Origin of the sequence: Cupriavidus sp. UYPR2.512, from assembly GCF_000379565.1 — a bacterium.
Lineage (GTDB): Bacteria > Pseudomonadota > Gammaproteobacteria > Burkholderiales > Burkholderiaceae > Cupriavidus.
Window position 1 is genome coordinate 35848 of sequence record NZ_KB902953.1, and the last position, 11360, is coordinate 47207.

Sequence of the window (11360 nt, forward strand, 5' to 3'; positions counted from 1 at the left end):
CGTGGGCGCGCGCCTGCCAGTGCCTAGTCCGAAAACAACCCGATGAACTGGTCGCGCAGCCACTGATTCGCCGGATCGCGATGACATCGGGTTCCGGCGTGAACCCTTAAGCACTCCGAATCCTAATCATTGGAGCTGCCAAGGCAGGCGTTATGTCTATTTTTTTCCACATAACGACTCCTATCGAAGGCATTACATAACTGCCTCTTGACGTCGCAGTCTTGCTGACACATCATTCTTTTATGCCTGCCATATCAGGCACTACAATCAATATTATGACATTATGCCTGCCATTCGAAGCACATCGACAGGTGATGAGATCGCAGCGGAAATCGGTGTCCGTCTGCGTACAAAGCGCATGGAACGCAACATAACGATTGACGCACTCGCTAAACGCGCGGGCGTCGGGCGCTCTGCCGTCGGCGACCTGGAAGCCGGCCGCGACATCCGGATGTCCACCCTGATCAAGGTGATGCGCGCCCTGGGCGTGCTCAGCAACCTTGAAGCCGCTTTCCCCGATACGCTTCCCGGCGGCGAAGCGCTGAACGTGCGCGGCGAGGTGCGCCAGCGCGCCTACGCAAAGAAGGGGTAACGCTTGGCCACCAGCACGAACAAGAACCGCACCCGTCGCACGGCCGCCCGCTCAGGCCCCAGCGCCCTGGCAACGGCGAAGGTCATGATGCATGGCGAGAGGATTGGCGAAGTGTCCGAGTTCGACAACGGGCGGATCGGCTTCCAGTACGCGCCGGAGTACCTGGCGCGCGGCGGCCCCAGCATCTCCCCCGAATTCCTCCCGACCGAGAGCGGGACGTTCGAGTTTCCGGAACTGCTCCGGGTCGACGCCTTCCTTGGCTTGCCAGGCGCCCTTTCCGATGCCCTGCCCGACACCTTTGGCAACCTGATCATCCGAAAGTACTTCGAGGACCGCGGTGAGCCGGCGAAGGCCATGAGCCCGATCCAGCGTCTGCTATACATCGGCGATCGAGCGATGGGCGCGCTGCAATTCCTGCCTCGCATTGACCGGGCCGCGACCGCCGGCGAGGCCGAAGCCCTTGAGGTGAGCGCGCTGGTCGAGTCCGCCCGCAAGCTGATTGCCGGCGAGCAGGATGGCGCGATCCAGGAACTGATGCGCATCGGCGCGAGCGCCGGCGGCGCCCGGGCGAAGGCGCTGATCCTGTGGAATCGCGCTCAAAAGCAGATACGGTCGGCCTTCGTCAAACCGGCAGCTGGCGAGGAACACTGGCTCATCAAGTTTGGCGGCGTCGAGTCGGCCAACCCGAAGGACCACCACGCACAGCCTTTCAACCGAATCGAGTACACCTACGCGTTGCTCACGCAGAAGCTTGGCATCGAGATGGCGCCGGTGGATTTCATTGAGGAGCCAAACGGACGGTTCCACTTCCTCACCAAGCGGTTCGATCGCCCGGACAGCGGTGGCCGCGTGCACATGCATAGCCTGGCCGGCATCGCGCATGTCGACTACAACATCCCTGGCGCCTATTCGTATGAGCAGTACTTCCGCTGGATTCGCCGGCTCGAAATGCCGCACACCGCCCTGGAGGAAGCCTATCGCCGCATGATCTTCCGCATTGTCCTGCGCGATCAGGACGATCACGTGAAGAACTGGGCGTTCATGATGGACAAGTCAGGAACCTGGAGTCTTTCGCCAGCGTACGACATGACATTCTCCGCTGGCAATGGCTACACGGCGCGTCATCAGATGACGGTTGGCGGCAAGGCCGACGACTTCACGACCGACGACCTGGTGAGCTTCGGCAAGAAGTTCGACATCGCCCATCCCAAGCAGGTGATCGAGCGCACCGTCGAGGTGGCCAGCGGATGGGCGGACCTGGCTCGTGCGTGGCGCGTGCCGGACAACGAGGTCGACGCGCGCGCGGCGCGACTTCGCCTCTACCTCTGATCAAATACCTGAACAACAACTGGAGCGCGATTGTCCGTGGGCGCGCGCCTGCCAGTGCCTAGTCCGAAAACAACCCGATGAACTGGTCGCGCAGCCACTGATTCGCCGGATCGCGATGATACCGGGCATGCCAGAACTGGTTGATCTGGATTTCCGGCAACGCGAACGGATGCTTGACGTACCTGAGCCCGAAGTACTTGACGCATCGCTCGGCAAACGTCCGGGTCACCGTGGCAACCAGATCGGTGGTGGCAATGATGTCGGCCAGCGCAACGAAATGGGGCACACGCAGTCGAATCTTCCGCTGCACGCCAGCCTGGGCAAGGATCTCGTCGACCCGGGCATGCCCGGTCCCCGCCGCCGTGACCACGATGTGCTCCGCCGCTTCGAAGTCCCTCATGCTGACTGTCTTCTTGTCCATGGCATGACCGGGCCGGAACAGGCAGACGTATCGCTGGCGAAACAGCCGCCGCTGAAAGAACGTGGTACCGAGCTCAGGAAGATGGCCCACCGCGAGGTCGATCTTTCCCTGGCTCATCTCCGCCGCCAGGTCCACCGCCGTATTGCGCACGGTCGCTACCGTGACGCCCGGGGCGCGATCGCCAAGCGCGCCCATTAATGGCGGGATGAAGTGCACCTCGCCGATATCCGTCATGGCGATCCGGAATGCGCGCACGCTGCGCAGCGGATCGAACGACACCTTGTGGCTGAGCGCCGCCTGCAGCGACTCCAGCGCATAGGCAACCGGTTCCGCCAGTTCCTCTGCAAGGGGTGTCGGCAGCATGCCCTTGCTGCTTCGCACAAACAGCGGGTCACCGAACAAGGTGCGCAGGCGGGCCAGCGCATTGCTGACCGCGGGCTGGCTGAGATTCAGGGTCTTCGCAGCGCCGGAAACGGTGCCCTGCCGCAGCAGGTTATCGAACACGACCAGCAGGTTCAGATCGACGTCCTTGAGCTCCATGGTGCCGCCTCTTATTGATTTGGTGAATATTAACTATAGCCAGGATTCTATTGGTTAATTTTGCTCGGTGCACCATGATCCTTCCCATACGAAGGGACATCGCTGGAGACAAGCATGGCAATCGCCTCCCCGCAAGCCGGCCCGGTCTGGGCCGACGACAGCATCAGCCGCATCCCGTTCCGCGTGTACACGGATGCGCAGCTATACCAGCGTGAACTCGAACGCTGCTTCTACCGCGGTCATTGGAACTACGTCGGACTCGAGGCGGAGATCCCGAATCCCGGCGACTTCAAGCGCACCACGCTTGGCGAGCGTTCCGTGATCCTGGTGCGCGACCAGGACGGCGAGATCAACGTCGTGGAAAACGTGTGCGCCCATCGCGGCATGAAGTTCTGCCGGGAGCGCAGCGGCAACCGCAAGGATTTCCATTGCCCCTACCACCAGTGGAACTATGACCTGAAGGGCAACCTGCAAGGCGTGCCCCTGCGTCGCGGGGTCAAGCAGGACGGCAAGGTCAACGGCGGCATGCCGGCCGACTTCAGGCCGCAGGAGCACGGGCTCACGCAGCTGAAGGTCGCGGCGCGTGGCGGTGTCGTGTTTGCCTCGTTCGACCATGAGGTGCCCTCACTCGAGGAATACCTCGGGCCGGACATCCTCGGCTACTTCGACCGGCTGTTCAATGGCCGCAAGCTGAAGCTCCTCGGCTACAACAAGCAGCGCATTCCGGGCAACTGGAAGCTCATGCAGGAGAACATCAAGGACCCCTACCACCCCGGCCTGCTGCATACCTGGTTTGTCACGTTCGGCCTCTGGCGCGCCGACAACAAGGCACGCCTGGTGATGGACCCCCAATTCCGGCATGCCGCGATGGTGTCGACCCGCGGCCAGGGCGGCAAGAGCGACGTGACCTCCGGTGTGTCCAGCTTCAAGGACCAGATGGCGCTGCACGACGACCGCATCCTCGACATCGTCCACGAACCGTGGTGGGGAGAGCCTACCGCCGTGATGATGACGGTGTTCCCGAGCGTGATCTTCCAGCAGCAGGTCAACTCGGTGTCCACGCGCCATATCCAGCCCCATGGCCCGGATTCCTTCGATTTCGTCTGGACCCACTTCGGCTTCGAGGACGACACCGGGGACATGACGCGGCGCCGCCTGCGCCAGGCCAATCTTTTCGGCCCCGCCGGCTTTGTGTCGGCCGACGACGGCGAAGCCATCGAATGCTCGCAGGAAGGCTTCTCCCAGAAGCCGTGGCATCGCGTGATCGCCGAACTGGGCGGCAAGACCGCGGAGAACACGGACCACATGGTGACCGAGACCCTGATCCGCGGCATGTACGCCTATTGGCGCAAGGTGATGGAGGTCTGACGTCATGAACTTCGCTGACTACTACGACCTGCTCTCCCTGCACGCCGACTACACGTCCGCCGTGGACAACGGCGAATGGGACCGCTGGCCGGAATTCTTCACCGACGATTGCCTCTACCGGGTCCAGCCCCGCGAAAACCACGAGCGTGGCTTGCCGCTGGCAACGCTTTCGCTCGAAAGCAAGGGCATGCTCAAGGACCGCATCTACGGTATTCGCGAGACCCTGTTCCACGATCCCTACTACCAGCGCCACATCGTCGGCGCGCCGCTGATCAGAGAGGCCAACGCCGACAGGATCGTGGCCGAGACCAATTACGCCGTGCTGCGCACCAAGCCCGACCAGATGACCGATGTCTACAACGTTGGCCGTTACCTCGACACCATCGTCCGTACGCCGGCGGGCTGGCGCTTCGCGTCGCGCATCTGCGTATTCGATAGCGAAATGATTCCCAACTCGCTGATCTACCCCATCTAGTCTCTATCAGGAGTCATTCATGACCGAAACCTGGATCGAGGCAGCGCTGCTGTCCGACGTCCCGCAGGACGATGTCATCGCCGTGGCCGTGCAAGGCCAGGAGATCGCCTTGTACGGCGTGGACGGTGACGTCTACGCGACCGACAACATCTGCACGCATGGCCATGCGCGCCTGTGCGAAGGCTTCCTGGAGGGACACGAGATCGAATGCCCGCTCCACCAGGGCAGGTTCGATATCCGCAACGGCGCTGCGATGTGCGCCCCGCTGACAGAGAGCATCCGTACCTATCCGGTGCGGATCGAAGGCGACAAGGTGTACCTCGACCTCGGCTGAGAGGTCGCGTCACCAACCAGAGGAGACAGGCATGAATTCCGAGCGCTCAGACACTGCGACTGCCATATCGCAAACAATATCGCCAACTGCCACCATCGTCATCGTCGGCGCCGGGCAGGCTGGCGGCTGGGCCGCCCAGACGCTGCGCAACGAGGGCTTCACCGGTCGGCTCGTGCTGATCGGCGACGAGACCCATCCACCGCATGAGCGCCCGCCCTTGTCCAAGGCCGTGCTGGCCGGCGAGGCCGCGCCCGCCGGCACATGGCTGCTCAAGCCCGAGGCGTTCGCAGCGCTCGGGCTGGAGTGGTGGCTGGACACGCGCGTCACCCGCATAGACCGGGCCGCGAAGCGCCTGGAGATAGCCGATGGCGAGACGTTGTCTTACGACAAGCTGATCCTGTGCACCGGCGGCAGGGCCCGCGCACTCAACCTCCCGGGCGCTGGCACGGGCGCCGTGCATACATTGCGCACGATTGGAGATGCCCTGGCCCTGGCGCCGCAGTTGCGACCCGAGCGCAGCATCGTGGTGATCGGCGGTGGCTGGATCGGCCTCGAAGTTGCCGCCACGGCGCGCCGGAAAGGTGCCGAAGTCACCGTGCTCGAAGCCCAGAGCCGGCTATGCGAGCGCACCGTGCCGCCGGAACTCTCCGAGCACCTGCTCGGGCTGCATGCCTCGCATGGCACCCGTGTCATGCTCGGCGCCAACGTCACCGGCATCGCCCCCGGCACCGGCGGCCGGTCCGTCGTGACGCTGGCCGATGGCAGCACGCTGGCTTGCCACGCCATCGTTGCGGGTGTCGGTCTCGTGCCGAACGACGAGCTTGCCCGGGAAGCCGGGCTGGAGTGCGACGGCGGCGTGGTCGTCGACGCAAGTTGCCGCACGTCCGACCCCGACATCTTCGCCGCGGGCGACGTCGCGGTCACGCCCAACCCGTGGGCCGGCCGGCGCCTGCGGCTGGAATCCTGGCAGAACGCCCAGGAACAGGGCATTGCCGCCGCGCGCGCGGCGCTCGGTCTCGCCGTCGACTATCAACCGCTGCCGTGGTTCTGGTCGGACCAGTATGGCATGAACCTGCAGATCCATGGCATCCCCCTTCCCTCGCACCGCGTGGTGGCACGCGACACCCCCGGCGCGGACAGCTTCATGCTGTTCTACCTGGACGGCGATGTGGTCAAGGCCGCGCTCGGGTCCAACGCGGCGCGCGACCTGCGCTTCGCGCGCCGCCACATCGAGCAGTGCAAGCCGGTCGATGCCAGCCGCCTTGCCGACCTGAACGTGCCGATGTCAAAGCAGTAAGCCCAGCCATAAGAACAGACCGACCGGAGACAAGCCCCCATGCAGCAAATCGACATCCACAAGCTGGCCGACGCCGCCCGCTTCAACCGCTTCCATGCGCTCGTGCTGTTCTGGTGCGCACTCATCATCATCTTCGACGGCTATGACCTCGCGGTCGTGGGTATTGCGCTGCCTTCGATCATGAAGGACCTCGGCGTCGCCCCGACCCAGGCGGGGCTCATGGTCAGTTCCGCGCTGTTCGGCATGGTGTTTGGCGCGATCTTCCTCGGGACCATGGCGGACCGGATCGGCCGCCGCTGGACGATCGCAATATGCGTCACCCTGTTCAGCGTCTTCACCGCCGCGGCCGGCCTGGTCAAGGACCCGCTGCTGTTCAGCATGGCCCGCTTCCTGGCCGGGCTCGGCATCGGCGGCGTCATGCCGAATGTGGTCGCGCAAATGACCGAGTACGCGCCGAAGAAGATCCGGGCGACCCTGGTCACCGTGATGTTCAGCGGCTATGCCGTGGGCGGGATCCTGGCGGCGCTCCTCGGCAAGAGCCTGATAGAGGCCTACGGCTGGCAGTCGGTCTTCCTGGCGGCCGGCCTGCCCGTGCTCCTTATCCCTGTCATGCTCAGGTCGCTGCCCGAATCGATGCCGTTCCTGCTGGCCAGGGGCGACGACGAAGCGTTGCGGCGCATCGTCTCCAGGCTTGCACCGGACCAGCGGTGGTCGGCCACCGACCGCCTCGCCGTGCCGGCGCAGGACAAGGCAGCCAGCGCGCCGATCCGGCACCTGTTCCATGAGGGCCGCGGCTTCAGCACCATCATGTTCTGGATCGCGTTCTTCATGTGCCTCTTCATGGTGTACGCGCTGAGTTCATGGCTGACCAGGCTGATGGCGGGCGCCGGCTACAGCCTGGGTTCAGCGCTGACGTTCGTGCTGGTCCTCAACCTCGGCGCGATGATCGGTGCAGTGGGTGGCGGCTGGCTTGCCGACCGATACCACATCAAGTACGTGCTCGCCGCCATGTACGCGCTGGCCGCGGTCTCGATCACGCTGCTCGGAATCAGGATGCCGACCGGGCTGCTATTCGTCGTGGTGGGCCTGGCCGGCGCGTCGACGATCGGCACGCAGATCGTGGCCAATGCCTACACCGGGCAGTTCTACCCGACCGCCATCCGTTCCACCGGACTTGGATGGGCCCTGGGCATCGGCCGCAGCGGAGCGATCCTCGCGCCAATCGTCATCGGGGTACTCGTCGCCATGGAACTCCCGCTGCAGCAGAACTTCATCGCAATCGCCATTCCGGCCGTGATTGGCATGGGCGCGGTCCTGCTGATCGATCACAGGCGCTCAGCATCCGCCCGCTACGACGAAATGAGCGCCGGGATGCCTGCGTCACCGGTCGGGCTGTCCATCGCCGACCGGAACTGATTCCCCAAGCCGGCGCGGCCCGGCGGGCTGACGCTGCTGGGGGACAGACACGGGCACGGCTAGAATGTACCCATGGGAACCACGTCGGAATCACTTTCAGGTCCCGACCCTGGTTCAGTCAGAATCGAAGAGGTTGTCACCATGAAGGCAAGAGCCTCGATCATTGCGGTCGTATTGGTGGTCCTGGCCACCCCGATGGCGCACGCGAGCGTGGCCGAGGACGCGCGCGGGTTCAAGAACGGCGTCAAGTCGGCTGGCAAGCAGGCCGGGCATGCGGTGCGCGACGGCGCGCATGCCATTGGCCGCGGCGCGAAGGCGGCCGGCCATGCGATTGCCGATACCACCAAACAGGGCTATCACGCGACCAAGAAGGCCGTGAGAGGTCACGAGTAAGAACTCGTTCTACAGAGCCCGATCCTGCTGCGGTCGCTTACTCCCTTACCCCATTACGCCGACTGGCCTGGCAGCCGCGGCACGAAGCAGCTGCGCTCGATCTCGCCACCCCGGGCCACCAGGGTGGTCGCCTCGGGAATCTCCTCCCATACCCCCTGCACCTCGATCAGCGGCTCGGACAGCACCAGGAAGGCATTGTCGCCAGCGGCGATGATGCGCGGATCGTCCGGGTAAAGCGCGCGCAATTGCCGGAACGAGGTGCTGTGGAACAGCGAGCGCGAGTCCGCCTCGCTCGAATAGCGCACCGCCACGATCTGCTGGCCGTCGGTCACGCAAACGGTCATGTTGAGCGGAAACTGCACGTCGTAGCGGTGGCCAACGTCCTCGATCAGGCCGGCCATCTGCTCCAGCGCGCCGCCCGGGTCGCGCTCCAGGCCGAAACTCAGGGCCAGGAAGAACATCACCTCGGAATCGGTCGATCCCTCGATCCAGCGGAACAGGTGCGGCGCCACGGCCATCATCAGGTCGCGCCGCACCAGGGGGTATTCGCGGATCAGGCCGTTGTGAACGAACAGCCAGCGGCCGAAGCGGAACGGATGGCAGTTGGTCTCCTGCGTGGGGGTGCCGGTGGCTGCACGCACGTGGGCAACAAAAAGTGGCGCTCTCACCGCCCGCGCCGTCTCGCGCAGGTTAGTATCGCTCCAGGCCGGGTGCAGGCAGCGGTAGCGGAACGGCACCTCAGAGTGACGTCCATACCACCCGACGCCGAACCCATCCCCATTGGTCGTGGTATGACCCAGCCGCGAATTCAGGCTCTGGTCGATCAGCGAGTGTTCCGGCTGGAACAGCACCGTTTCCAGCGGAACGGATTTGCCCGAGTAAGCCAGCCAGCGGCACATGATGCTCCTCCTTGACCGGTGCGGCCCGGTGGCTTCCGGCCCACACTTCCAGTTGTAGGACGGCAACGCGCGAACGCAAAGCACGCGCAGGCTGTGATGGACCAGCTACCCTTAACCTTGCGCCGGGCCCACCTGGATACGGCGGGTTGGCGCCAGAACGCAGCAATGGCTGTAGAATACGCGTCCCCGATTCCAATGGTCACGGCGTCCGATATCGGCCCTCGCCGCACCGGTACCCTCACGAGCCTTGACAGCAGGCCCGATACCGCACGCAGAGCGTGCGCGCTGCTGTCGAAACGCGATTCACGAAGGAAACAGTAGTAAATGACAAGCGGCGTACAACGAACGGCAGCTAAGACACGAGAAGCAGGCATGGTCAAGGACCTTGGCCAGACCAGCGCAGGGTCAACGGCGCAGCCTGATCCATCGACGGAAGCCGCCGCGCGTAGCCAGCAATTGCGCGCCCTGATCCAGCTTGGCAGGCAGCGCGGCTACCTGACCCACGCGGATATCAGCGACCATCTGCCGGAGAACTTCACGGACACGGCGGCGATGGAGAGCATCGTCAGCACATTCGCCGAGATGGGCGTGAAGATCTATGAGCAGACGCCGGATGCCGAGACGCTGCTCCTGAGCGACGGCCCGGCGGTGGCCTCGGACGACCAGGCCGATGAGGAGGCCGAGGTAGCGCTTGCGACCGTGGACTCCGAGTTCGGCCGGACCACCGACCCTGTGCGCATGTACATGCGCGAAATGAGTTCGGCAACGCTGCTCACGCGCAAGCAGGAAGTCGAGATCGCCAAGCGCATCGAGGACGGCCTGAACAATATGGTGCATGCCATCTCGGCCTGCCCGTTCACCATCGCCGCGATTCTCGAGCTGTCGGGCAAGGTCGCCAGCAATGAAATCAGCATCGACGACCTGGTCGATGGCCTGAGCGACGAGAGTATTGCCGAAGCAGCCGTGGCGGCGGCAGCTGACGAGACCGACGACAGCGTCGATAGTGCCGACGAGGCCGATGACGATTCCGAAGACTCCGACGACGAAGGGTCGACCCAGCAAAGCAACGAAAAGGCCCTGGCCCAGCTGCGCGAAGAATGCCTGAAGCGGTTCGCGCGCGTCACCGGGCAATTCGAACTGATGTGCCAGGAAAGCGCCGCCAATGGCGCGGGCTCGGCAGCCTTCCTGTCCGCAAGGGATGCCGTGCGCGAAGAACTGCGCACGATCCGCTTTACCGCGAAAACCATCGAGCGCCTGTGCGCCAACGTCCAGGCCATGGTCGACGAGGTGCGCACGGTCGAGCGCCAGGTGGTCCAGCTGCTGGTCGAGCGCTGCGGGATGGAGCGTGAGGAGGTCATCGCCCGCTTCCCCGGCAATGAAACCAACCTGGCCTGGGGGCAGGAGCTTGTCGCCCAATCCCGTCCGTACAGCGCGGCGGTCGCGCGGGCCCTGCCGGACCTTGAGGCGCACCAGCAAAAGCTGATCGACATTCAGGCCCGGGCGGCGCTGTCGCTGCCCGACCTGAAGGGTGTCAACCGCAAGATGCTGGCTGCCGAGCGGCAGATGCGGCAAGCCAAGCATGAGATGACGCAGGCCAACCTCCGGCTGGTGATCTCGATTGCCAAGAAGTACACGAACCGCGGGATGCTGTTCCTGGATCTGATCCAGGAAGGCAACATCGGCCTGATGAAGGCGGTNGACAAGTTCGAATATCGCCGCGGCTGGAAATTCTCCACCTACGCGACGTGGTGGGTCCGCCAGGCCGTCACGCGGGCGATCGCCGACCAGGCCCGCACCATCCGCGTCCCGGTGCACATGATCGAGCAGATCAACAAGCTCAATCGCCTGTCGCGCGAGATCATGCAGCAGACCGGCAAGGAACCCGATCCGGCCGTGCTGGCCGAGCGCCTGGACATGACCGAAGACAAGGTTCGCTCGATCATGAAGATCGCGAAAGAGCCGGTCTCGATGGAAACCCCGGTTGGCGAGGACGGCGATACCAGCCTGGGCGACATGATTGCCGACTCGGACACGGCCACGCCCGCCGACGCCGCATTGCAGGCGGGCCTGCGCGCCGTCGTGCGGGAGATGCTCGATGAACTCACGCCCCGCGAAGCCAAGGTGCTGCGGATGCGCTTTGGCATCGATATGTCCACCGACTACACGCTCGAGGAAGTCGGCAAGCAGTTCGATGTCACGCGCGAGCGGATCCGCCAGATTGAAAGCAAGGCGATGAAGAAGCTGAGGCATCCCAGCCGGGCAGATCAGCTCATCACCTACCTGCGTGACGCCTGAT

11 protein-coding genes are annotated in these 11360 nt (G+C 64.2%); 9 read left to right on the forward strand and 2 right to left on the reverse strand.

What is annotated here, in order from left to right; all coding sequences use genetic code 11:
• The first annotated feature begins 283 nt into the window (after positions 1–283).
• Together A3A5_RS0113205 and A3A5_RS0113210 are read left to right on the forward strand one after the other, a co-directional pair.
• A complete protein-coding gene (locus A3A5_RS0113205) occupies positions 284–592 on the forward strand; it encodes a helix-turn-helix transcriptional regulator (RefSeq protein ID WP_026200740.1) in 309 nt (102 codons plus the stop codon).
• Positions 593–595: 3 nt separating this feature from the next.
• On the forward strand, positions 596–1921 hold the full coding sequence (locus A3A5_RS0113210; protein ID WP_026200741.1) for a type II toxin-antitoxin system HipA family toxin: 1326 nt from the start codon (positions 596–598) through the stop codon (positions 1919–1921).
• A 58-nt stretch (positions 1922–1979) separates the two neighbouring features.
• Here the strand turns inward: A3A5_RS0113210 and A3A5_RS0113215 are convergent, their stop codons facing one another.
• Positions 1980–2882, reverse strand: coding sequence for a LysR family transcriptional regulator (locus A3A5_RS0113215; protein ID WP_018311045.1), 903 nt, complete (start codon positions 2880–2882; stop codon positions 1980–1982).
• A gap of 114 nt (positions 2883–2996) precedes the next feature.
• On the opposite strand from A3A5_RS0113215, the gene A3A5_RS0113220 reads away from it, so the two are divergent.
• The 6 genes from A3A5_RS0113220 (at position 2997) to A3A5_RS0113245 (ending at position 8165) form a co-directional block, all read left to right on the forward strand.
• Positions 2997–4250: an aromatic ring-hydroxylating dioxygenase subunit alpha gene (locus tag A3A5_RS0113220; protein ID WP_018311046.1), complete on the forward strand. Its 1254-nt coding sequence runs from the start codon at positions 2997–2999 to the stop codon at positions 4248–4250.
• A 4-nt stretch (positions 4251–4254) separates the two neighbouring features.
• On the forward strand, positions 4255–4725 hold the full coding sequence (locus tag A3A5_RS0113225) for an aromatic-ring-hydroxylating dioxygenase subunit beta (protein ID WP_018311047.1): 471 nt from the start codon (positions 4255–4257) through the stop codon (positions 4723–4725).
• A gap of 19 nt (positions 4726–4744) precedes the next feature.
• The gene (locus A3A5_RS0113230) at positions 4745–5059 is read left to right on the forward strand and encodes a non-heme iron oxygenase ferredoxin subunit (protein WP_018311048.1); all 315 of its coding nucleotides are present in this window, start codon (positions 4745–4747) and stop codon (positions 5057–5059) included.
• A gap of 31 nt (positions 5060–5090) precedes the next feature.
• Complete coding sequence (locus A3A5_RS0113235; RefSeq protein WP_018311049.1) at positions 5091–6356, forward strand: NAD(P)/FAD-dependent oxidoreductase; 1266 nt, start codon at positions 5091–5093, stop codon at positions 6354–6356.
• A gap of 39 nt (positions 6357–6395) precedes the next feature.
• Positions 6396–7772: an MFS transporter gene (locus tag A3A5_RS0113240; protein ID WP_018311050.1), complete on the forward strand. Its 1377-nt coding sequence runs from the start codon at positions 6396–6398 to the stop codon at positions 7770–7772.
• A 141-nt stretch (positions 7773–7913) separates the two neighbouring features.
• Positions 7914–8165, forward strand: a complete 252-nt coding sequence (locus A3A5_RS0113245; RefSeq protein WP_026200743.1) for a hypothetical protein — start codon at positions 7914–7916, stop codon at positions 8163–8165.
• 53 nt (positions 8166–8218) lie between these two features.
• Here the strand turns inward: A3A5_RS0113245 and A3A5_RS0113250 are convergent, their stop codons facing one another.
• The gene (locus A3A5_RS0113250) at positions 8219–9064 is read right to left on the reverse strand and encodes a class II glutamine amidotransferase (RefSeq protein WP_018311052.1); all 846 of its coding nucleotides are present in this window, start codon (positions 9062–9064) and stop codon (positions 8219–8221) included.
• 324 nt (positions 9065–9388) lie between these two features.
• Between A3A5_RS0113250 and rpoD the strand changes: the two genes are divergently transcribed.
• Positions 9389–11359, forward strand: a complete 1971-nt coding sequence (rpoD, locus tag A3A5_RS0113255; protein WP_026200744.1) for an RNA polymerase sigma factor RpoD — start codon at positions 9389–9391, stop codon at positions 11357–11359.
• Position 11360 lies beyond the last annotated feature (1 nt).

Coding starts and splice junctions, on each gene's coding strand:
- A3A5_RS0113205 (WP_026200740.1), top strand. CDS start 284: ATGCCTGCCATTCGAAGCACATCGACAGGTGATGAGATCGCAGCGGAA.
- A3A5_RS0113215 (WP_018311045.1), bottom strand. CDS start 2,882: ATGGAGCTCAAGGACGTCGATCTGAACCTGCTGGTCGTGTTCGATAAC.
- A3A5_RS0113220 (WP_018311046.1), top strand. CDS start 2,997: ATGGCAATCGCCTCCCCGCAAGCCGGCCCGGTCTGGGCCGACGACAGC.
- A3A5_RS0113225 (WP_018311047.1), top strand. CDS start 4,255: ATGAACTTCGCTGACTACTACGACCTGCTCTCCCTGCACGCCGACTAC.
- A3A5_RS0113230 (WP_018311048.1), top strand. CDS start 4,745: ATGACCGAAACCTGGATCGAGGCAGCGCTGCTGTCCGACGTCCCGCAG.
- A3A5_RS0113235 (WP_018311049.1), top strand. CDS start 5,091: ATGAATTCCGAGCGCTCAGACACTGCGACTGCCATATCGCAAACAATA.
- A3A5_RS0113240 (WP_018311050.1), top strand. CDS start 6,396: ATGCAGCAAATCGACATCCACAAGCTGGCCGACGCCGCCCGCTTCAAC.
- A3A5_RS0113245 (WP_026200743.1), top strand. CDS start 7,914: ATGAAGGCAAGAGCCTCGATCATTGCGGTCGTATTGGTGGTCCTGGCC.
- A3A5_RS0113250 (WP_018311052.1), bottom strand. CDS start 9,064: ATGTGCCGCTGGCTGGCTTACTCGGGCAAATCCGTTCCGCTGGAAACG.